The organism is Streptomyces sp. MB09-01, assembly GCF_033794505.1.
GTDB lineage: Bacteria > Actinomycetota > Actinomycetes > Streptomycetales > Streptomycetaceae > Streptomyces.
The window spans coordinates 12,804-33,785 of the sequence record NZ_JARAYQ010000045.1 but is presented as its reverse complement, the minus strand read 5'-3'; the positions used below and the strand labels follow the sequence as shown (position 1 = coordinate 33,785).

Below are 20,982 nucleotides of genomic sequence, written 5' to 3'. Positions count from 1 at the left end.
CACGGCGTTCACGATCACAGCACGGTCTCGATGATTTCGAGCCATCTCGCGTGATCTCCCCCGGACTCCTCCTCCCCTCGTCACCGGGAGGTTCCGCCGGGGGATCCCCCGCCACCGTTCACCTTGTTACTCACCAGGAAGAGCCAATTCGAACCACACTGTCTTGCCCGACTTCCCGTGGCGGGTTCCCCAGCGCTGCGAGGCGACGGCGACGAGGTGCAGGCCACGGCCTCCTTCGTCGTCCGCCCCGGCGACCCGTTCGCGGGGCGGATCCGGAAGCGGATCCGAAACCTCCACCAGCAGCGCGGGACCGCTCGCGGGGCTGTCGGCGGCTGGATCGCGCCGTTCCAGACGGACGCCGATGGGTCCGGAGGCGTACCGCAGGGAGTTGGTGACGAGCTCGCTGACCAGCAGGACGGTCACATCGCCGACGGCCTCCAGGCCCCAGGCGCGCAGGGCGCCGCGCACGGCGTGGCGTGCGGTGCGGACGGCACCGGGCTCGGCGGGAAAGGCCCACTCGGCGCATTCACCGTCTGTGTCGATCACGCCGATCACTTCCCGGGCCAGCAGCGACCCCAGTCCGGTTCGTCCGGGACGAGAGAGGGACGAGATAGGGATTAATAGCGACATACCCGATATTCGAGGCGTCGTACCACTCGATCCCCCCCCACCGGCGCACTGTGGCACAGACGGCCTACCGCGCGAGCGTCACGCGCCCCCGCCGCCTTCCGGACCTCCGTCCGGGCCGACGTCCGGGCCGACGTGCGGGCTTCCGCAAGGGACGCCGCCCGGAACGCCCTCCCCGCGCCGCAGCCGTCGGCCGGCCTCGGCGACCGCGGGCCGGTCCTGGTCGAGCCAGTCCACCGACTCCAGCTCCTCCGGCCCGAGCCAGCGCAGCTCGTCGTGGTCCTCCAGCGGAGCGGGCACCCCGGACAGCAGCCGGGCGGTCCACACGTGCAGGACGAGACCGGGCTTCAGCGGCCACTCCCCCGGGATCCGCTCCAGCGGCTCGGTCTCCACGCCGAGCTCCTCGCGCAGTTCGCGCACCAGCGCGTCGGGGACGGACTCACCCGGTTCGGCCTTCCCGCCCGGCAGCTCCCAGCGTCCGGCGAGCTCCGGCGGTGCACTGCGGCGGGCGGCCAGCAGGCGCCCCTCATGACAAAGGGCTCCGCCCACGACCACTCGTACAGTCATGGGCGGAGCCTATGTCAACACTGGATGCTCAGTTCATCGTGGCGGTCTGACCGATCCGCTCGACCCAGTAGAGCTGCTTGTGTCCTCGGTCGTCGAGGCTGTCGACGACCTTCTGGGCCTCGGCCCGGGTGGAGTACCGGCCCACCCGGTAGCGGTTGCCGTTGTCGTCCTGACGTATGACCAGCCACGGGAGCAGGGCACCGCTGTCGTTCATCGCGTTTCACCCTCCGCCGACGTACCTGCCCGGGAAACCGCATTGCGCATATGCCCGAGCTTACGCCCGACCTTCACGCAGCGGATACGGTTTTTCACGAAGAGGTACCTCGCAGGCGTACGCATCCGGCCATGCGTACGAGTGGGCCGTGCGCGCCGGTTCAGACGGGGCGCACGGACGGCATCGGCAGGATCACCGCACCGCCCTGCGCCTCATTGCGGCAGACGTCCCCGCAGGTCGCGTCGAGCGAGCAGCACAGGGAACAGATCGGCCCCGATCGGACAGGGCAGTCGGCGATGTCGGGGAGTTCGTACGCGGACTCGCAGACCGAGCACACGTGGGTGGCGGTGACGTCCTCGACGGCGACGCCCGGACCGGTCACCGTGTTGGGCCGGGCCAGGTAGTACTTCCCCCTGGTCATCCAGGCGATCAACGGGCACAGCAGGAGGGCGAGTCCGGCGGCGATGAAGGTGGAGAAGGCCTCCGCGTAGGTGCCGAACAGCCCGAAGAAGGCGAGGATCGAGACGGTCGAGGCGATCACCATCGAGCCGAAACCCGCCGGGTTGACGGCGTGGAGGTAGGCGCGCTTGAACTCGATGTAGGGCGGGCTGAGTCCGAGCCGCTTGTTGATCACGAGGTCGGCGGCGACCGCGGCGATCCAGGCGATGCCGACGTTGGAGTAGAAGCCCAGCAGCTTGCCGAGCATCGCGAACATGTTCAGCTCCATCAGCGCCAGCGCGATGCCGAGGTTGAGGAAGATGTACCAGACCCGGCCGGGGTGGCGGTGGGTGACGCGGGAGAAGAAGTTCGACCAGGACAGCGATCCGCTGTACGCGTTGGTGACGTTGATCTTGATCTGGGAGACGATCACGAAGAGCGCGGCGGCGGGCAGCGCGAAGCCGCCGAGCCACGGGCGCAGGGCCTCGACCTGCGGGGCGATCGGCTCCAGGGCGTGCGTCCGGCCCACCGCCTCCAGGGCGACGAAGGCGAGGAAGGCACCGCCGAGCTGCTTGGCCGCGCCGATGACCACCCAGCCGGGGCCGGCGGCGAGGACGGCGAGGTTCCACCTGCGGCTGTTGGCCGGGGTCTTGGCGGGCATGAACCGCAGGTAGTCGGCCTGTTCCCCGATCTGCGCGATCAGCGAGAGCGCGATGCCGGTCCCGAACCCGAAGCCGATCCACGAGAACCCGGACCCGGCGCCCTCGGTCCCGCCGAAGCCGGCGAAGGCGCCCCATGCCTCGGGGGCGTGGAAGGCGAGCACCACGAAGGGCAGCACCAGCCCGATCAGCCAGACCGGCTGGGTCCAGGCCTGCACCTTGGCCAGGGCGCCCATGCCGCGGAAGACGATGGGGATCACGATGAGGGTGGTGACGAGGTAGCCGGCCTCGACCGGCAGACCGAAGGCCTGGTGCATGGCCTGGGCCATGATCGAGCCTTCGAGCGCGAAGAAGATGAAGGTGAAGGAGGCGTAGATGAGGGAGGTCAGGGTGGAGCCGAAGTACCCGAAGCCCGCGCCCCGCGTCACCAGGTCCATGTCCAGGCCGTACGTGGCGCAGGCGCGCGCGATCGGGATGCCGGTCAGGAAGATGACCACGGCGGCGGCCAGGATCGCGGCGGCGCCGCTGGTGAATCCGTAGGTGAAGACGATGGAGGCGCCGATGGCGAAGTCGGCGAGGTAGGCGATGCCGCCGAGGGCGGTGCCGGCGACGGTGCCGGGGCCCCAGCGGCGGAAGGAGTGGGGCGCGTATCTGAGCGAGTAGTCCTCGCGGCTCTCGTCGGCGGCGAGCTTCGCGTAGGTACGGGCCGGCTGCGCCGCCGTGCCGGAGGTGGTGGCGGTATCGGTCATACCGCCGGACGGTAGGGCCCGCATGTGACGCCCCGTCACCCTTGGCCGTTGCCCGGCGGTTACACCCCCGACCCCCTCGTCACGACGGGGTTACGCCCCCCGTGCCCCGCTGTTCGCTTTCCGGTGCGGACCGTCGTCGGGGGCCGGCCCCCGAGCCCCGGCATCGGCGACGCACCCGCACACCCGACGGGCGGCTACCGCACCGGGAGGTGGTACGACAGGCGGTAGCGGTCGGCCGGGACCACCACGTCGGCCGTTTCCACCGCGCGCCCCGACGCGAAGTACGTGCGGCCGATCACGAGCACCACGTGCCCCGGCACCCCGCCCAGCTGCACGAGCTCCTCCGCCAGGCCGGGCCGCGCGCCGACCTCCTCCACCACGTTGTCCACGACGACGTCGATCGCGGCCATCCGGTCCACCACGCCGGAGCCGCCCAGCGGCCCCTCCTCCGGCAGCATCACCGGGGTCCGGCCGGTCACGGCGAGCGGTTCCCAGGAGGTCGACAGCATCATCGCCTCCCCCGCGTCGCGGAAGACGTACCGCGTCCGCATCACCCGCTCGCCCGGCTCGATGCCGAGCCGCTTCGCGATCTCGGCGGGCGCGGCCGCCTGCTCGCTGCTCGACTCCCACGTGCCGCGCGCCCCCGCGTCCGCCTGCTCCTGCCGGAACGGCGTCGACGCGCCGCCCGTGCGGTAGCCGGAGCGGGCCACACGCCGCGGGACCGGCTGCTCCCGTACGTACGTGCCGGACCCGGACCGGCCCTCGACCAACCCCTCCGCCATGAGGACCTTGCGCGCCTCCAGGGCCACGGTGTCGGAGACTCCGTACTCCTCGCGGATGCGGGCTTGGGAGGGGAGCCGGGCGTGCGGGGGCAGAGAACCGTCGACGATCTTCCGTCGAAGATCCCCGGCCACGCGCAGATAGGCCGGCTGCTCACCGAAAGTCACTGGCCACTCCCATCAGCTTGACAGACAGCTACACCCTGGCAACCGACGGTTGTAGACCGCAAGCAAGGGCCAGAGTTTCACCCGAAGTGATGAAGCCAGGTCACTCAAACCCGTTACCGTGCGTTACCCCGTCGACGTCACGCCGCCTCCCTCGAGGGCCCCCGGCCGGGCCCGCCGTCCGCGTCCTCCGGGTCCTCCTGGCCGTCCTCCAGCCACTCCGGGATCGCCATCGAAAGTCCGTACGCGCCGCGCAGCGCCTGCTCCGTCTCCATGGACATCGCTGCCACGGCCCGGTCCCACTGCTTGTCGAACTCCCGCGGCGTCTTCGCCTGCGAGGCGCGCAGCCACTCCGCGCGGGCCGCCTCGATCCCCTTGAGCTGCGCCGCGACCTTCTTCTCCAGCCCCGGCCGCCCCGCGTCCCCCTGGAGCACCTTCGCCTCCTCGCCCAGCGCCGCGTGCACCCGGCGCGCCCACGCCTGGTGCTTCCCCAGCGCCTCGTCGACCTCCTCCTCGGGCGGCCGGCTCATGACGAACTCGACGGCATTGGCGGCCCGCAGGAACGCCACCTGCTCGGGCTTGAGCATGCCGGTGTCCTGACGCAGGCTGCCCCGCATCTCCACCGAGGTCGTACCGATCACGCAGAGCAGCAGGCGGTCCCCCTGGCCCCAGGACTGGCGGGAGGGCGCGTAGTAGAACATCTCCGCGTGGTCGGGCAGTGCCCACGTGTCCATCGCGTACTCGTCCTGGGCCTGCCAGCACGCGTCTTCGGACGCGCGGCGGGCCACGTCCGAGTCGGGGCTGTCCACCACCCCGTCGAGCCGCTTCGCCGCGGTGACCTCGCCGTGGTGCTTCTCCCCGCAGTCGATCTTGTACATCAGGGGCCGCTCGTCGAGCAGTTCACCGTCCTCGACGTTGAAGCAGTCGCCCGCCCGCAGTTCGTCGACGTCCGTGAGCACGCCTTCGACCTCGGTGTACTCGCTCAGCCCGTCGAAGCGGTCGCCGACCGCCGAGGCGACCCGGTCGGCGGCGAAGAACAGCCCTCCGGTCATCACCACGGACAGCACCAGGCCGGCGATCGCCAGGACCTTCCCGCGCTCGCGGTTCTTCGAGATCTGCACGAGGGCCGCGATGCCGAAGGCGATGCCGAGCGGCGCGAAGCACAGCAGCCCCGACAGGAAGGAGGCGAGCGCGAAACCGTTGAGCGGCGGCGGCTGTTGCTGCCCGTATCCGGGCGGCGGCCCCCAGCCCGGCTGCGGGGACGGCGGGGGCCAGGAGTGGCCCGGTCCGGGAGGAGGACTCGGCGGGGTGCTCACGGGGTCGGACTCCATCGCATCGGGCGTCGCAGGGACATCGCAGGCGCATCGCGGGGCGGCACGGGCGTCATCCGCGGCGGCTGCGAACGCATGCGCGAACGAATGCGCGAAATAGTACGCAGCGGGGGCGACCGACAAGTCGGTCGCCCCCGCTGTTGTTCACGGCTCGGTCGCGAGCCCGCCGTCCCGGCTGCTCAGAACTGGAGCACCCAGGAGTCGATCTTCCCGGTGTCGGCGCTCGCGTTGTCGTTCACGCGGAGCTTCCAGACACCGTTCGCCGTCTCCGCCGAGGCGTTCACGGTGAAGGTCCTGACGATGTTGTCGGCACCGCCGTTGGCACGGTTGTGCAGGACGTAGACGGTGCCGTCGGGCGCCACCAGGTCCACCCGGAGGTCACCGATGTAGGTGTGCTTGATGTCGATCGGGACCTTCAGCGTCGCCGGGGCGTTGCCGGTGACACCGCTGACGGTGATCGGGGACTCGACGGTCGCGTTGTCGTTGATCGCGTAGTCCGCGGTGTTCTCGAAGCGCTTGCCCGGGGGGACGGGCCCCTGGACGCCGACGTGGAGCAGGCGGTTCGGGGAACCGGTGCCGGGTCCGGTCACCACGTCCGGGGTGGCCGAGTTGAGCAGGGCCGTGGCCACCTGGGCCGGGGTGCTGGCCGGGTTCTGCGAGAGGTAGACGGCGGCCGCGCCCGCGACGTGCGGGGTGGCCATCGACGTGCCGTTGATCGTGTTGGCGGCGGTGTCGCCCGTACCCCACGCGGAGGTGATGGAGGATCCCGGCGCGAAGATGTCGAGGACGCTGCCGTAGTTGGAGTAGCTCGCCCTGGCGTCGGAGCTGGTGGTGGCACCGACCGTGATGGCCTCGGTGACGCGCGCCGGGGACTTGGTGGAGGCGTTGCTCGACTCGTTGCCCGCGGCCACGGCGTAGGTGATGCCGGAGGCTATGGAGTTGCGGACGGCCGCGTCGAGCGCGGAGTCCGCGCCGCCGCCGAGCGACATGTTGGCCACGGCCGGCTTGACGGCGTTCTGGGTCACCCAGTCGATGCCCGCGACGACCTGGGCCGTCGTACCGGAGCCGCTGTTGTCGAGCACGCGCACGCCGACGATCTTGGCCTTCTTGGCCACGCCGTACGCGCCGCCCGCGACGGTGCCGGCGACGTGCGTGCCGTGGCCGTTGCCGTCCTGGGCGGTGTTGTCGTTGTCGATGGCGTCGTAGCCGTAGGAGGCACGGCCGCCGAAGTCCTGGTGCGTGATGCGGACACCGGTGTCGATGACGTACGCGGTGACGCCCTGCCCCGCCTGGTCCGGGTAGGTGTAGCTCTGGTTGAGCGGGAGCGCGCGCTGGTCGACGCGGTCCAGGCCCCAGGACGGCGGGGTGGGCTGGGTGGCGCTGACGGTGAAGGTGCGGTTCTGCACGACCGACTTGACCGCGGGGTCCGCGGCGAGCTTCTTGGCCTGCGCCTCGGAGACCTCGACGGAGTAGCCGTTGAGGGCCGCGCTGTACGTCCGGTCGATCTTCGCGCCGTAACGCTTGGCGACGGCCTTGCCGCTCGGGGCGGTCGAGCGGGCGGCGGTGTCGTTCAGGGTCACGATGTAGCTGCCGGGGACCGAGCCGGGGGCTCCGGCGTTCTGGATCACGCCCCGTACGCCGATGTCGGCGGCGGAGGCGGGCAGCGCGGCGGCCGAGCCGAGCGCGAGGGCCACGACCGCGGTCGCGCTGATGCCGGCGATTTTCCGGCTCCTGTGACGCATCACGGGCATGTGACGGGTCCTCCTCATAGGTGGTGCATTGCGGGGGGTGAAGCGGCGCCGCGCAAGCGTGGCCATGACAAAGCAGATGGCCCAACGGGCTGTCGCCTTCGAAAGGTTGGCCCACCCCCGGCGCGACCCACAAGAGGACAACGGACGCGTAACATCCGTGCCATACAGCGGCCATGATCGAGAAAAGGCGATCCGCACATGACGCACGCAACCCCCGGTTACGTCTGCTCAGAGGACGGTACACGCGCGGACGTCCGGACTGCTCCTTGGGGGTGCCCGGTCTGCGGCGGACCCTGGGACCTCGATTTCACGCCGGATCCGGCCGCGCCGCTGGAGCCCGCCGCCGGGCCGAATTCGCTGTGGCGGTACGGGTCGGCGCTGCCGCTGCCGGGGGCGTTCTCCCTGTCACTGGCGGAGGGCCACACTCCGCTGGTCCCGCTGGCGGAGCGGGTTCACGCCAAGCTCGACTTCCTGATGCCGACGCTGTCGTTCAAGGACCGGGGCGCGGTGATGCTCGTGGAGCTGGCCCGGCGGCTGGCTCCGGAACGGGTCGTGGCGGACAGCAGCGGCAACGCGGGGACCTCGATCGCGGCGTACTGCGCCCGGGCCGGGCTCGATTGTGAAATCTATGTGCCCGAGGGCACGTCGGAGAAGAAGACCGAACAGATGCGGGCGCACGGGGCGCTCGTGCGGGTGGTGCCGGGCGGGCGCGAGGCCGCGGCGCGGGCCGCCCGTACGGAGGCGGACTCGCCCGGGGTCTTCTACGCGAGCCACGTCTTCAACCCGTACTTCCTGCACGGGACCAAGACGTACGTGTACGAGGTGTGGGAGGAACTGGGCGGGCGGCTCCCGGAGGTGCTGGTCGTGCCGGTGGGCAACGGGACCCTGCTGCTGGGGGCCGCGCTGGCCGTGGAGGAGCTGGCCCGGCGCGGGGTGCGGCCGCCGGCGCTGATCGCGGTGCAGTCGGAGGCGGTGGCGCCGCTGGCCACGGCCTTCGCGGCCGGCGCCGAGGACGCGGAGCCGGTTCCGCAGCTGCCGACCCTGGCCGAGGGGATCGCGATCCCCGCGCCGCCGCGCGCCCGGCAGATCCTGGCCGCGGTCCGCAAGTCCGGCGGCACCTTCGTGACGGTCCCGGACGCCCGGCTGCGCGAGGCCCAGCGGGACCTGGCCCGGCGTGGGCTGTTCGTCGAACCGACGGCGGCGGCCTGTTGGGCGGCGGTGGGGCCGGGCGCGCCCTCCGACCCCCTGCAGGGCCGCACCGCGGTGATCCCCCTCTGCGGCGCAGGCGCCAAAACGGGCCTGGCCCCATAGCCCCCACTCTTCGGGCTGCGCCCGAACTGGCGCGAGCCCAGCACCGCAAGCCCCTACGGACCACCTCCCCGGGCTCCGCCCTGACCCGCCTCAACACCGGCTGGGCTGGATGTGGGCCGCAGCCGTCCGTTCGGGCGGCGGGCAAGGTCCGCCTTGCACGGGTCAGTGCAGCCCCGCCGGCACACTCCAGCCCCGCCTGCGTTTGAGGCGCGGGGTCCGGGGCGGAGCCCCGTTCTTTGAGCCCCGCCGGCATTTGAGGCGCGGGCGCGGAGCGCCGTACGGGGGCGGCGGGCGGAGCCCCGGTGGCGGGGGCGGCCTTGATGTCGGAAAACCGCGAGCCCGGGGCGGCCCCGTCTGGTGAAGTGGGCCCATGACCACGAATCTTGACCTCGCCGCCAAGGCCACCGCGTTCGCGGACCTGCACACCCCCGCAGCCCCCCTCGCCCTCGCGAACGCCTGGGACGTCGCCGGCGCCCGCATCGTCGAGGCCGCCGGCGCCTCCGCCGTCGCCACGACCAGCGCCGGCGTCGCCTGGTCCCTCGGCTCGCCCGACGGCGACGCGCTCGCCCGTGACCGGGCCCTCGACCTCGTCGCCCGCGTGGCCTCCGCCGTCTCCGTCCCCGTCACCGCCGACATCGAGGGCGGCTTCGGCGCCGACCCCGCCGCCGTGGGCGAGACCGTCGCCGGGGTGCTCGCCGCCGGAGCGGTCGGCATCAACATCGAGGACGGCCCCCACCGCGCCCCGGCCGAGATGGCCGAGCGCCTGGCCGCCGCCCGGGCCGCGGCCGACGCCGCCGGGGTGCCGCTCTACATCAACGCCCGCATCGACACGTACCTCAGGGGCCTCGGCGACCCGGCGACCCGCCTCGACGAGACCCTGGCCCGCGCCGCCGCCTACCTCCGCGCCGGGGCCACCGGCGTCTTCGTGCCCGGCGTGCTCGACCCGGCCACCGTCGCCGAGCTCGCCAAGGGCATCGACGCCCCCCTCAACATCCTCCTCGGCCCCGACGCCCCGACCGTCGCCGAACTCGGCGCCCTCGGCGTGTCCCGCGTCAGCCTCGGCTCCTGGGTCGCCGAAGCCGCGTACGCCGTGGTCCGGCGCGCCGCCGAGGAGCTGCTCTCCGACGGCACGTACGGGGCCCTCGCCCACTCCCTCCCCTACGGCGATCTGAACGCCCTGCTCAAGGGCTGAGATATCCAGAAGCCTGCATGGGGCAACGACCATAGGATCCGCGCATGCGCACATCAACTCCGGTGGACGACAAGGCGGCGGCCACGTCCCGCGGCAGGATCACCGGCGCCGTCTGGATCGCCCTCGCCCTCGTCTACGTCGTCTGGGGCTCGACCTACCTCGGCATCCGGATCGTCGTCGAGACCATGCCGCCCTTCCTCTCCGCCGGAGCCCGCTTCATCACCGCCGGTCTGCTGCTGGCCGCCGCCGTCGCCTGGCGGTACGGTCCGGCCGCGCTCAAGGCCACCCGTGCGCAGCTCGGCTCGGCGGTGCTGGTGGGCCTGTTGCTGATCCTCGGCGGGAACGGCCTGGTGGTGCTCGCCGAGACCTCCGTGCCGTCCGGCCTGGCCGCACTGCTGGTCGCGGCGGTGCCGATGTGGCTGGTGGTGCTGCGGGCGAGCACCGGTGACCGGCCTCCGCTGCGCACCCTGGGCGGGGTGCTCGTCGGCCTGGCCGGGCTCGCGGTGCTGACCAGTCCGGGCCTCAGCGGGACGGTTCGGCTGTCGGGGGTGCTGCTGGTCGTGGTGGCGTCGGTCCTGTGGTCGCTGGGCTCGTTCTCGGCGTCGAAGCTGTCGCTGCCGGGCAATCCGTTCACGGGCAGCGCGTACCAGATGCTCGCCGGCGGAGTGGGCGGGGTGGTCGTCGGCCTGCTGCGCGGCGAGCACCGCGGCCTGGACCCGGCGGCCTTCTCCACCGCCTCCTGGCTGGCCCTGGGCTACCTGGTGCTCTTCGGCTCGCTCGTCGGTTTCACCGCGTACGTGTGGCTGCTCCAGGCCGCGCCGCTGTCGCTGGTGGCCACGTACGCGTACGTCAATCCGGTCGTGGCCGTCGCGCTCGGCGCGCTGATCCTCGACGAGGCCCTGACCTGGCCGATCGTGGTCGGCGGTGCGATCGTCGTGGCGGCGGTGGGCGTGATCGTCAGCACGGAGCGCAAGCAGTAGCGGGCGCGGGGCGCGGGCTCAGCCCCGTGCGGCCTTCTCGTAGAGGGCCTTCGCGTGCTCGTCGAACAGCGCGGCCGTGGAGTCCACGTCCGTGTCCCCGCCGCTCAGCACCCCGATCAGCCGTCCGGCGCGGTCGGCCCCGCCCCGGTCGGCGATCCAGGGGCTGCCGCTCGTCCCGGTCCAGAACCCGGCGCAGCTCATGTAGAGCATGTCGGGGTCCTCGTCGTCGTGGCGGGTCTGCGTCGTGCAGGAGACGGGTTTGTTCTGCGGGTTGTGCTCGGACTCCGGATAGCCGACGACGGTCACGTCCCGGTCGTACCCGGAGGTCCACTCGGGCTTCGGGGCCTCGGCGCGGCCGCCGACGGCGTCCTGGACGCTGCGCCCGTCCTCGTCCGGCGCGATGGTGAGGAAGGCGAAGTCGGCGGTGTCCTCGCCCCACTTGGTCCAGCGGTCGTCCACGTGGATCGAGCGGACCTTCCACACCCCCAGCGGCTGGGTGCCGGCGCCCTCGCCGGAGAAGGCGGGGGCGAAGGAGAGCTCGCCGATGGCGAGGCCGTCGTGGGCCACCTCGCCCGGCCGGCCGTCCTCGCCGGCGGGGGCCACGCAGTGCGCGGCGGTGGCGACGACGTTGCCCTTCGGGCTGTCGACGACGCTCGCCGTGCACCAGTGCTCGCCGCCCGCCATGAGGACGCCGACGGTGGGGAAGGGGAGCACGGGGCGGTCGCCGGGCGCCGCGATCCCCGCGACGGCGCACACCGCCGCGATCCCCGCGGCGGCGGCCGCGGAGGCCCCCTTCACCACCGTGCTCATCGCACGGCGGGGTCGGGTGTCGGTCCCTTCATCACCTTGCTGATCCACTCCAGGGAGCCCTCCCTCATACCCCGCACGTACGACTTTCCGTTGTGCTCACCATCCTGGATCACCTGCAGCGAGGTGTGCACGGGGCCCCTCCCGTAGTCGCTCATGAACTTCTCGGCCTTGTCGCGGCCGCTCTCCGCGGTGCCGATCTGGAAGTTGATGTAGACGTCCGGGCCGCCCGCCTTGATCAGCTTCTCGGCGAGCTTTTCGGGGTTGTTCTCGTCCATGGCCTGCGTGTTCCCCTTCCAGAGCGGGGAATCGGGGACGATGTCGACCCCGCTCGCGATGGCGGCCTTGAACCGGTCGGGGTACTTCAGGACGTGCTTGAAGGCGCCGAAGCCGCCGGCGGAGGAGCCCATGAAGGCCCACCCGTCGCGAGAGGTGAAGGTCCGGAAATTGGCCTTCGCGAAATCCGGGACGTCTTCGACCATCCAGGTGCCCATCTTGGGCTCTCCGGGAATGTCCGAGGCGTCGAAGTGGTGCTTGGTGTCGGCGTTGTGCACCGGCATGACGAGGATGAAGGGCAGGCTGGTGCCGGCCTTGGCGCCGTCGCTCACGGCCTTCTGCAGGCCGAGGCCGGGGCCGGTCCCCCAGTAGTTCGTGGGGTAGCCGCGGCCGCCGGGCAGGGAGATCAGGACCGGGAAGCCGCTCTTGGCGTACTTCGGCTCGTCGTACTCCTTGGGCACCCACACCCACACGTCGCCCGTGAAGCCGGACTTCTTGCCGGTGAGGGTGGTCCGGCCGATCTGCGTGCCGTCCGGCAGCCGATTGGTGCGGACGAAGTGGGCCGCCGGCCCGGTGGGCATGAGCACCTCGGGCGGAACGTCGGCTGCGACGGCGGCCTTCTCCTGGACCTTCCCGAAGGAGACCGGATCCCCTATGTCGGAGAAGAGGCCGTACTTGTAGGCGGCCGCTCCGCCCCCGGCGAGGGTGAGGGCGAGTCCGCCGCTGATCAGAATCAGGCGCAGGCGGTGGGGGCGACGGCTGCTGCCCTTGGTCATGGGGCTGCCGTCGCCTTGCTGGTCATGCTGCACGGTCTTTGTCCCGTTCCTTCTCCGGCGCTCACCTCGGAGCGCGGGTCGGACCGATCGGTCCCCCTTACACCCTTTACAGAGGTATGAACGACCGGATGGGTTGCCTGGGACGGGCGGGACGTGGTGAGCACCACGTGGCGGCCGAACGGCGGCCACGTGGTGCTCCGCGCGGGGTCAGCCGGCTTCGGGTTTCGGGCCCTTCAGCACCTTGCTGACCCACTCCAGGGAGCCTTCCTTCATGCCCCGGACGTAGTGCCAGCCGTTGTGCTCGCCGTTCTGGATGTCGCGGATGGTGATCTTGACGGGGCCCTTGCCGTACTGCTGCTGGAACTTCGTCATCCGCTCCTTCCCGCTCTCCTTCGTGCCGATCTGGAAGTTGATGTAGACCTCGGGACCGTTGGTGTCGATCAGCTTCTTCGCGAGCTTCTCGGGGTTGTTCGCGTCCATCTCCGCCTGGTGACCCTTCCACAGCGGGGAATCGGGAACGATCTCGCCGCCGCTGGCGATCACGGCCTTGAACTTGTCCGGGTGCTGCAGGACCGTTTTCATGCCGACGAAGGCACCGGAGGAGGAGCCCATGAAGGCCCAGCCGTCACGGGACTTGTACGTACGGAAGTTGGCCTTGGCGAAGGCCGGGACGTCCTCGGCCATCCAGGTGCCCATCTTGGCCTGGCCGGGGATGTCGGAGCCGTCGTAGTAGTACTTGGCGTCCGGGTTGAGCACCGGCATGATCACGATGAACGGCAGGCTGGTGCCGGCCTGGACGCCGTCGCTGATGGCCTTCTGGAGGCCGAGGCTGCGGTCGGACCAGTAGTTGGCCGGGAAGCCGTTGCCGCCGGGGAGCGCGATGAGCACCGGGAAGCCGCTCTTGGCGTACTTCGGGTCGTCGTACTGCTTGGGCGCCCACACCCATACGTCGCCCTCGAAGCCGGACTTCGCACCCGTGAGGCGGGTCTTGGCGATGATCGTGCCGTCGTCGAGCTTGGTCGTCTGCTTGAAGTCGGACTTCGGTCCGGTCGGCATGAGCACGTCCGGGTCCCCGGAGGGCTTGGCCGGGGCGGCCGGGGATCCGGCCTCGCTCTTCTCCGCGGCCGGGGGCGGGTTCTTGCCGAAGCTCACCGCCTCGCCGTTGCCCGAGAACCAGTCGAGCTTCCACGCGGCGAAACCGACGCCGCCGAGCAGGAGCGCGAGGGCGACCACCGCGCTGATCCATATTCGGCCCCGGGACCGCCCGGGCTGCGGGGGCCGGTCGGCGGGGTGCTGATCGCCGTACTGCTGGTGCTGCGCGTGCGGCTGCTGCCCTTGGTGCTCCGGGTAGCCCTGGTACCCCTGCTGCTGCGGCTGCGCGTGCTGCTGGTGCTCCTGGTGCTGCCGCTGCTGGTAGTGGCCCTGGCCCTGCCCCCGGGGCGGGTACTCCTCGTACGACGGCTGGTCATCAGGCCGCGGGCGCTGCGGGTACTGGTGCACGGACTTCGCTCCGAACGGTCTTGACTGCCCCCGAGGGCAGAACGGCTGGGCATCCCCTAGTGCTGATGCGCGGAACCCCCGCACAGTTCCAAATCCGAGCAAAAAAGGACGGGGATCTCGCCGGAACCGCGCTGTCAGTACCGGTCGCCAAGTAAGCGCCCTTGTGAACATTAGAACTCTAATTTACCTTCGTCCTCACACGTCGAGAAGAGGACACCTGTTCATGCGTGCACCGCAGAAAAAGTTCCTGCCCACCACGGCCCTGGCGCTCACCACGGCCCTGGCCGCGGCCCTCACCGTGGGCGCGGCACCAGCGCAGGGGGCCGACGGCCGGATATCCACGGCCTTCGCCCTGCCCGGCGCGAAGGTCTACCCCGAGGGCATCGCCACGGACCCCCGCACCCGCACGGTCTACGTCGGCTCGTACGCGGACGGCACCGTCTACCGGGCCCGCCCCGGCCGGCCCGAGGCGGAGGTGTTCCTGCCCGCCGGAACCGACGGCCGGCACACGGCGAACGGCCTGCGGGTCGACGCCCGCGGCCGCCTGTGGGTGACGGACTCCACCGCGGGCGTGGCGGTCTACGACACCGCCAGCGGCACGCGGATCGCCCACTTCGAGGTGGCCGCGGGCAGCCGCGCCCGCTTCGTCAACGACCTGGCCGTCACCCCGGACGGCACCGCGTACCTGACCGACAGCGTCCGCGGCACGGTCTACCGCGTGACCCCGGACCAGCTCGCCGCCGGCAGCGGCGTCCTGACCGAGGCCTACGACCTCACCCCGGTCCTGCGCCCCCGGCCGGCGGGCGGGTTCAGCCTCAACGGCATCGCCTCCGACCGGACCGGCCGCTACCTCCTCACCGTCGACATGACGGAGGGCGAGCTCTTCCGCATCGACCTGCGCACGGGCGCCGTCCGACGGGTCGCCCTCACCGGCGGCGACCTGAAGGCCGCCGACGGTCTCGACCTCTCCCCCGACGGCACGCTGCGCGTGGCGCACAACTCCACCAACACGCTGACCCGCTGGCAGCTCTCGGCGAACGGCACCCGCGCCCGCCTGACCCGTACGATCACGGACCCGTCGCTGCAGATCCCCACCACCCTCGCCCACACCCCGGGCCGCACGCTGGTGGTCCGTTCCCAGTTCGACAAGGGCGGTCCGATGTCCCCCGGCTCGGGCACCCCGACCACGTTCACGGTCGCCTCGGTCCGCGGCCTCTGAGCGCGGCGGCGGCCGGGGCCGTCAGTACTGCTTGAGCGTGATCGCCGCGGCGGCCCTGTGGATCGGCTCGACGGCCTTGACCATGAGCCGGTCCTTGCCCGGGAGGCGGGAGAGCAGCGACAGCATCGCCATGGAGATCCGGACCTGGCCCGCGCTGCGCAGCACCATCCGTTGCACAAGCGCGAGTTGAGCCATTCCATTCCAGCTCTTCACTGTGGTCACGGGGCTTCTTCGGCCTCGGCCTTGACCTCGGCCTTGCGCCGGCGCTTCGCCGCGCGCGCGTCGGCGACGGCGTACGGCAGTCCGGGCAGCAGCAGGAGCGCCGCGGCCCACAACGGCAGGACGAACAGCACCCCGTCGCCGGCCAGCCGCTGGGTGACGATCGCCGCGGGCAGACCGACGGCGAGGCCGACCAGCCAGTTCTTCACCAGGCCGATGCTGCCCCGCCGCAGCTCCCAAGCGACCGTGGCCGCCGCGGTGGCCAGCCAGAACGCGAGGAAGGCGGCGGCCACATCCACCTCGGTGGTCCACCGGATCAGGTACGCACCCAGCAGGAGGCAGCCGGCCGCGAAACAGGCCATGGCCACCGTGCGCGGCGCCCGGCGGGAGAGCGGGGCGCGGGCCCGCGCCCAGGACGCGGCGAAGGCCCGGACGTCCCGGCCGACGACGTCCTGCGCGGTGCGGCCGGCGGCCTCCGCGTCCTCGAGGTGCGCGGAGAGCTCGTCGAGCATCTCGCGCATGGAGGCGTCGTCGACCCCCCGGTACTCCCAGTTGCTGCGGCAGGCGGCGAGTATCTGCGCGTTCGTCATGATGTGCTGTCCCCCGTGGACTCCGTACCGGCCAGGATCCGGCCCACCGCCCCGGCGAAGGCCTGCCAGTCGGCCCGGCCTCCGCTCAGTTCGGTGCGCCCCGCCTCGGTCAGGCGGTAGTACTTGCGCGGGGCGCCGCCGCTGGGCGACGGAGCACGGTACGAGGACACGAGCCCCGCCCGCTCCATCCGCGCGAGCAGCGGATAGATGCTGCCGTCGCTGACCAGCTCCATCCCACCGCCGGCGAGCGCCTCGGCGAACTCGAAGCCGTACCTCGGCCGTTCGGCGATCAGCGAGAGCAGACAGAGGTCGAGCACCCCGCGCAGGAGCTGACTGCGCCGTTGGTCACCGGTCGCGGGCAGTTCCTTTGTCATGCACCACAAGATAGTCCCGCACTACCTTGCACCGCAAGAAACTACGCGCCGCCCCGGCCCGGCAACACCGATGGGGCCGACCCCACGGGGAGTCGGCACCGAGCCGGCGCCGAATCAGGACCAGGGCCCGAGGTCTCCCTGCACCTCTGCGGCCCCCTCATGAGGGCTGCAATCGCTAGGGTCGGCTCATGACCGCACTGCCCGACTGGATGCGTCCGCCCCGCGCGGAAGGCTGGTTCGCGGAGCCAGATGCCCCAGCGCCATCCCAGCACGGGAAGCAGCAGGGGGCCAACGGCTCACCTCTTCACCTGAATGCCCCTGCCGCGTTGCCCCCCATCCACCCCGGTCATCGCATGGAGTGGAAACACGAGCCCGCGCAGGGCCACCGGAAGGCAGGAAGGGCGCTATGTACGTTCGCAGCATCTATGCAACGGGTGATCCGGCCGAGCTCGACGGGGTCGCCGAGGCGCTCCGGACCGACGGGCGTGCGCTGCTGTCGGCGCAACCGGGCTTTCGCGGGATGGGGCTGTTCGCCGACCGCGAGCTCGGCAAGCTCCTGGTGGGATCGTGGTGGGAGGACGAGGCCTCCCGGCAGGCAAGCTACGAGAACCTGAGCAAGCGGCGGGCCGAGATGATGGCGCCCTTCGCGCAGACCGTGACGGTCGACAACTGGGAAGCGGCGGTCGCCCGGCGCGCAGAGGAACTCGGGCCGGGCGCGGGGTTCCGGCTGGTCCACATGGACGTCGAGCCGGCCGACATCGACCTGCTGGTGGACACGTTCCGCGACACCTCACTGCCCAAGGTCCAGAAGGTCCCCGGACTGGCCGGCATCTCCCTGCTCATCGATCGCGACCGCGGCAGAGCCGCTGTCGGCGCGCTCTACGCCGACCGCGACGCACTCGTGGCATCCCGTGGCGCCGTCGCGGCGGTCCGCGGAGAGGCCACGGCGAACGCTCGCGCAACCACCCGCAGCCTCGAGGAATTCGAGGTGGTCCTCGCCACGGCGGTACCCCACGCCTGACCCTGCCTCCGGTTCCGCGATCGCCAGTCACCAAGTCGGCATGAGCATGCAGAAGGGGTCGAACTCGACGAGTCCAGCCCCTTCCTCATGCACGTTTGACCAAACCAGACACACCTGCGAAAACGCGCTCCTCGGAGATCGCATCCAGCACCATCCAGCACGGTGATGACGAAGGGGCCGGCTCCGGGAGGAGTCGGCCCCTTCTGACTGCACGCTTGCGAAATCAGTCCATCGGCCGGGGGCGTGGCGTCGTACGCGGGCGCCCCTGCGGGGGCTCCTGCGGGGGCCGCATGGCCGCGGGATCTCTGTCCCCGGAATTGGCCACCCAATCGGTGGCTCATCCCAACGAGTGCATGCCACTCAGATTGTGTACACATGGCACACTCGGTACCCTTGAGGCATGACTCAGCCGCTGCCCATAGAGTCCATCCGCGACGTACGCGCTCACTTGGCCGAAGTCGTCGAACGGGCCGACCGCGACGACATTCCCACTGTCATCACCCGTCGCGGCAAGCAGGTCGCCGCCGTGGTCTCGATCGAGGTGCTGCGCAAGTATCAAGAGTGGGAAGAGCGCGAGATCAACCGCATCATCGACGAGCGCATGGCGAGCCCGGCCGTCGGCGTCCCGATCGAGGACGTGATGAGGGAGACGCTGGCACGCAGTGAGTGACTACCGCACGGTGTTCCGGCCCGAGGCCCAGACCGAGCTTCGCAAGATCCCGCGCGACACGGCGCTTCGCATCCTGGCCAAACTGACAGAGCTGGAGAGCGACCCTTTCGGCTTCAACACCACCGCGCTCGTATCCCAGCCTGAGCGCCGCCGCCTACGAGTCGGCGACTATCGCGTCGTCTACACCATCGACAACGGGGAACTAGTGGTGTGGGTCGTGCACGTCGGACACCGTTCCACGGTCTACGACACGTAGCCGCTCCAGGTTCTGCGGACTGCTGCGGACAGCACAACGGCCTGACCTGCCTTCTCGCAGGTCAGGCCGCTATTCACGTCCAATCAGACGTTGAAGCGGAATGTCTGTGGCCCGAGTCTGACCTGCGGCGGAGCCCCGTAAGGGACCCTGACCAGGCGTTTCTCCGTTGGCGAGCGTTGGGTCCCGACGGTCGCTTACGGGTGTCCTGCGGACTGTCTGCGGACTGGCCTACGGGGTCTCGACGGAGTCGAGGTGCCTGCGCAGCTCCGCCGCGATCTCTTCGTCCCCACCCTCGGCCGGCAGCGGCCACGGGTCCTGCTCGCCGTTCGCCACAGCGAGGCTGCTCGCGAACCAGACGAGGTGCGGTGCGGGCACAAAGGAGTCCCGAAGCCACCGCGCGAAGACAGCGGCTTCGCCTGCGGTCACGTCGGTCAGAGTGATGTAGGCATAGTCGGGCTCAGGCATCGACGCCGTCCCGTCGATCCATACGCCAGGCGCCAGCTCGATCTCGAAATCGAGGACGGGCACACTGTGGATCCCCGAGATCCGATACTCCACGGCCGGCTCGGGGAACGCCTCCCTCAGAGCCCTCTCCAGAGACTCGGCCGTGGCTCGCCAAGCTCCGCCGTCGCCCTGGGGCGGGTAGAAGGCAAAATTGGTTCGGATATTCCGTTCAGTGGGCACGGTCTTCCTCTGTCTCACGGCACGTATCGCGTCGAGCCCGGCGTACCCGACATCGCCATCATGGACTGCCAGTAGGCAGCGTTGTCCTTGCCGTTCGTGACGATCTCCAGCCCCCGTATCTCGCTGTTTGCGGGGTTTTCCATTGCTTGCTTGTACCGGACCAGCTCCTTCTCCTCACCGGCGTACATGGAGTCGATGACGGGATCCCAAGCGATCTTTCCCTGCGAGTCCACCTTGACCGGTTTGGTCAGAGTCTCTTCCAAGCGGTCAAGGGATCGGAAGCTCTTCTTCTTGCAGTCGGGATCACGAACGTGCTTCGCCTCGACGAGGTATCCGTCAACGGGCCGTATGCCGTCCACCATCAGTCCACGGTTCTTCCCGGCCAGTGGCACCTCCCGTTCCGGGTACCCGGAAGTGCGCAGCTGATAGGCGTTATCCGGGTCGCTAGGGCCTCCGCCGCCAGCGAAGCCGTCAGGCGTGAGCGAGTTCATCCACGTACGGAACTGCTGCTGCTCCGAGGCCGTGAGTAGCTTGGTAGTACCGGGCACCGGGGCAATGGGATCAGCGAACGGGATGCCGGGGTCAACAGAGTTGACCATCGGCAGGAGTGCAGGGGTCCCCGCGTACGACGCGAGCCTGATCGGCAAGGGAACGGGCAGGCGGATGAGCGGGGGCAGGAACGGCACCCCGGGGAGCCCCGGAGCCGCCGGGCCTCCTGCATCGGGGAGCGTGACTCGCGCTGCGGAAGAGTCGAGCGCGTGGGCGACGTCTCCCAGGTCGTGTATCCAGGAGTCGCCGAGAACGGCATCGTGCAGCCCGCCGTCGTAGCCGTTGCCTCCGAACATGGGTGTGTCCCAGGGCATGTCCACTTCGAACAGGTCGTTCTTGTGGTCCCGGATCTTCGCCTTGGCGGCCTCCACGTGATCGGCGTACCGCGCACATGCCTTTGCCAGCTGAGAGCACGCGGCCACCAGGTTCGTCACCAACGGCTCGTCCTGCTGCGCCTTTGCTGGAGGGCAGGTAAGACCCACACAGTGCTTGAAGTACGACTGGAAGGCATCCGCTGCCTCCCCCGAGTGCGCTTTACTTGCGGTCGAGGCGTAGGTCTGGGCATCTTCCAGGAACCGCTGCAAGAGGGAGCCGGCGTGCTGCCAGGACCGACCAACGGCGCGGATCTTCTCCGGTGAACCACGGAACCGATCGCCACGTCCTGCTGGCGCGTACTGGTCGTACCAAGCGGTTTCGCCCACCACTCCGGGGAGCTCCTGCCCGAGGCCGAGGTAGCTCTCCGTGCAGTCGGCGCCCGGGTCACCCATGCCCCCAGTCAGGTCGACCTGTTTCCCCAGGAACGCCGACGCCGTGCGGCTCTCCTGAGCCATGAATTCACGGGCATTACGCATCAGACCACGGCTCGTGGCCCCGAGGATGTAGGAGCTGAATCCCATCTTGTCCAGAGCTGTGGACGCCGCTGGCGCGTAGACCTTGGCAAACGAGCGTCCTGCGTCGTCGTCACCGGCCATCCCCTGCTGCCGTGCCAGCTCATGCCCCAGCGCAATGGCGGTGTCCCGAGCCCCACGCATCGTCTCGATCAATCCCATGGAACCGCGGATCATGCCCTCCGCGATGAACTCCAAGTCAGGCGCAAGCCCACTCGCGACGCCCCTCCCCACCGCTGACGTGAACGATCAAGCTAACGCACGAATACGGCGACGTCTGCGCGACATTGCGCCTACAGTTCGAAGGACCCAGCGGCGTACTGCTTCCCCCTCTGGGCCGACCCGATCTGCGGACTGTTGCGGACAGCACCACGCCCTGACCCGCGTTCTA

22 protein-coding genes and 1 pseudogene are annotated in these 20,982 nt (G+C 70.5%); 8 read left to right on the top strand and 15 right to left on the bottom strand.

The window, feature by feature from the left end; all coding sequences use genetic code 11:
- Positions 1–126: 126 nt before the first annotated feature.
- The 7 genes from PV721_RS12740 to PV721_RS12710 form a co-directional block, all read right to left on the bottom strand.
- Positions 127–555 (bottom strand): ATP-binding protein, encoded by a 429-nt coding sequence (locus PV721_RS12740; protein ID WP_319723425.1) that lies wholly within the window; start codon positions 553–555, stop codon positions 127–129.
- Positions 556–708: 153 nt separating this feature from the next.
- The gene (locus PV721_RS12735; RefSeq protein ID WP_319723423.1) at positions 709–1,194 is read right to left on the bottom strand and encodes a (deoxy)nucleoside triphosphate pyrophosphohydrolase; all 486 of its coding nucleotides are present in this window, start codon (positions 1,192–1,194) and stop codon (positions 709–711) included.
- 28 nt (positions 1,195–1,222) lie between these two features.
- Positions 1,223–1,408: an SPOR domain-containing protein gene (locus tag PV721_RS12730; protein WP_319723421.1), complete on the bottom strand. Its 186-nt coding sequence runs from the start codon at positions 1,406–1,408 to the stop codon at positions 1,223–1,225.
- 160 nt (positions 1,409–1,568) lie between these two features.
- Positions 1,569–3,254, bottom strand: coding sequence for a hypothetical protein (locus PV721_RS12725; protein WP_319723419.1), 1,686 nt, complete (start codon positions 3,252–3,254; stop codon positions 1,569–1,571).
- Between the two features lie 194 nt (positions 3,255–3,448).
- Positions 3,449–4,201: a GntR family transcriptional regulator gene (locus PV721_RS12720; RefSeq protein WP_319723417.1), complete on the bottom strand. Its 753-nt coding sequence runs from the start codon at positions 4,199–4,201 to the stop codon at positions 3,449–3,451.
- Between the two features lie 137 nt (positions 4,202–4,338).
- Complete coding sequence (locus tag PV721_RS12715) at positions 4,339–5,514, bottom strand: DUF4190 domain-containing protein (protein ID WP_319723415.1); 1,176 nt, start codon at positions 5,512–5,514, stop codon at positions 4,339–4,341.
- Positions 5,515–5,708: 194 nt separating this feature from the next.
- Positions 5,709–7,280 (bottom strand): S8 family peptidase, encoded by a 1,572-nt coding sequence (locus PV721_RS12710; RefSeq protein ID WP_319723413.1) that lies wholly within the window; start codon positions 7,278–7,280, stop codon positions 5,709–5,711.
- A 198-nt stretch (positions 7,281–7,478) separates the two neighbouring features.
- Here PV721_RS12710 and PV721_RS12705 point away from each other — a divergent pair, with 198 nt between their 5' ends.
- From PV721_RS12705 to PV721_RS12695, 3 genes are all read left to right on the top strand, one after another.
- A complete protein-coding gene (locus tag PV721_RS12705) occupies positions 7,479–8,591 on the top strand; it encodes a threonine synthase (RefSeq protein WP_319723411.1) in 1,113 nt (370 codons plus the stop codon).
- 370 nt (positions 8,592–8,961) lie between these two features.
- Positions 8,962–9,783 carry an isocitrate lyase/phosphoenolpyruvate mutase family protein gene (locus PV721_RS12700; RefSeq protein WP_319723410.1) on the top strand — a complete coding sequence of 274 codons (822 nt, stop codon included), beginning with the start codon at positions 8,962–8,964 and terminating at the stop codon, positions 9,781–9,783.
- Positions 9,784–9,827: 44 nt separating this feature from the next.
- Positions 9,828–10,763 (top strand): EamA family transporter, encoded by a 936-nt coding sequence (locus PV721_RS12695; protein WP_319723409.1) that lies wholly within the window; start codon positions 9,828–9,830, stop codon positions 10,761–10,763.
- Between the two features lie 18 nt (positions 10,764–10,781).
- On the opposite strand, the gene PV721_RS12690 is transcribed toward PV721_RS12695, so the two are convergent.
- The 3 genes from PV721_RS12690 to PV721_RS12680 all read right to left on the bottom strand — a co-directional run bounded on the left by PV721_RS12690 (position 10,782) and on the right by PV721_RS12680 (position 14,122).
- Positions 10,782–11,573: a trypsin-like serine peptidase gene (locus tag PV721_RS12690; protein ID WP_319723408.1), complete on the bottom strand. Its 792-nt coding sequence runs from the start codon at positions 11,571–11,573 to the stop codon at positions 10,782–10,784.
- Positions 11,570–12,655 carry an alpha/beta hydrolase gene (locus PV721_RS12685; RefSeq protein WP_319723407.1) on the bottom strand — a complete coding sequence of 362 codons (1,086 nt, stop codon included), beginning with the start codon at positions 12,653–12,655 and terminating at the stop codon, positions 11,570–11,572. The genes PV721_RS12690 and PV721_RS12685 overlap by 4 nt, the downstream gene beginning before the upstream one ends.
- A gap of 174 nt (positions 12,656–12,829) precedes the next feature.
- The gene (locus PV721_RS12680; RefSeq protein ID WP_416371083.1) at positions 12,830–14,122 is read right to left on the bottom strand and encodes an alpha/beta hydrolase-fold protein; all 1,293 of its coding nucleotides are present in this window, start codon (positions 14,120–14,122) and stop codon (positions 12,830–12,832) included.
- Between the two features lie 223 nt (positions 14,123–14,345).
- Between PV721_RS12680 and PV721_RS12675 the strand changes: the two genes are divergently transcribed.
- Positions 14,346–15,341 (top strand): SMP-30/gluconolactonase/LRE family protein, encoded by a 996-nt coding sequence (locus PV721_RS12675; protein WP_319723405.1) that lies wholly within the window; start codon positions 14,346–14,348, stop codon positions 15,339–15,341.
- 21 nt (positions 15,342–15,362) lie between these two features.
- On the opposite strand, the gene PV721_RS12670 is transcribed toward PV721_RS12675, so the two are convergent.
- Genes PV721_RS12670 through PV721_RS12660 form a run of 3 tightly spaced genes read right to left on the bottom strand, consistent with a single transcriptional unit; the run spans position 15,363 to position 16,524 of the window.
- Complete coding sequence (locus PV721_RS12670) at positions 15,363–15,563, bottom strand: hypothetical protein (RefSeq protein WP_319723403.1); 201 nt, start codon at positions 15,561–15,563, stop codon at positions 15,363–15,365.
- The gene (locus PV721_RS12665) at positions 15,560–16,150 is read right to left on the bottom strand and encodes a hypothetical protein (protein WP_319723401.1); all 591 of its coding nucleotides are present in this window, start codon (positions 16,148–16,150) and stop codon (positions 15,560–15,562) included. The genes PV721_RS12670 and PV721_RS12665 overlap by 4 nt, the downstream gene beginning before the upstream one ends.
- Entirely contained in the window at positions 16,147–16,524 is a 378-nt protein-coding gene (locus PV721_RS12660) for a PadR family transcriptional regulator (protein WP_319723399.1), read from the bottom strand. The genes PV721_RS12665 and PV721_RS12660 overlap by 4 nt, the downstream gene beginning before the upstream one ends.
- Positions 16,525–16,712: 188 nt before the next feature.
- Between PV721_RS12660 and PV721_RS43870 the strand changes: the two are divergent.
- From PV721_RS43870 to PV721_RS12645, 4 genes and pseudogenes are all read left to right on the top strand, one after another.
- Positions 16,713–16,781, top strand: a pseudogene (locus PV721_RS43870) (Uma2 family endonuclease); the annotation flags it as partial.
- A gap of 149 nt (positions 16,782–16,930) precedes the next feature.
- Positions 16,931–17,545 carry an antibiotic biosynthesis monooxygenase gene (locus PV721_RS12655; protein ID WP_319723397.1) on the top strand — a complete coding sequence of 205 codons (615 nt, stop codon included), beginning with the start codon at positions 16,931–16,933 and terminating at the stop codon, positions 17,543–17,545.
- A gap of 400 nt (positions 17,546–17,945) precedes the next feature.
- On the top strand, positions 17,946–18,215 hold the full coding sequence (locus PV721_RS12650; protein ID WP_319723395.1) for a type II toxin-antitoxin system Phd/YefM family antitoxin: 270 nt from the start codon (positions 17,946–17,948) through the stop codon (positions 18,213–18,215).
- The gene (locus PV721_RS12645) at positions 18,208–18,471 is read left to right on the top strand and encodes a type II toxin-antitoxin system RelE/ParE family toxin (protein WP_319723393.1); all 264 of its coding nucleotides are present in this window, start codon (positions 18,208–18,210) and stop codon (positions 18,469–18,471) included. Before PV721_RS12650 ends, PV721_RS12645 begins: the two co-directional genes overlap by 8 nt.
- 228 nt (positions 18,472–18,699) lie before the next feature.
- Here PV721_RS12645 and PV721_RS12640 read toward each other — a convergent pair whose 3' ends face one another.
- A complete protein-coding gene (locus PV721_RS12640; RefSeq protein WP_319723392.1) occupies positions 18,700–19,173 on the bottom strand; it encodes a hypothetical protein in 474 nt (157 codons plus the stop codon).
- Positions 19,170–20,789, bottom strand: a complete 1,620-nt coding sequence (locus PV721_RS12635; RefSeq protein ID WP_319723391.1) for a restriction endonuclease fold toxin-2 domain-containing protein — start codon at positions 20,787–20,789, stop codon at positions 19,170–19,172. Before PV721_RS12635 ends, PV721_RS12640 begins: the two co-directional genes overlap by 4 nt.
- Between the last annotated feature and the right edge of the window lie 193 nt (positions 20,790–20,982).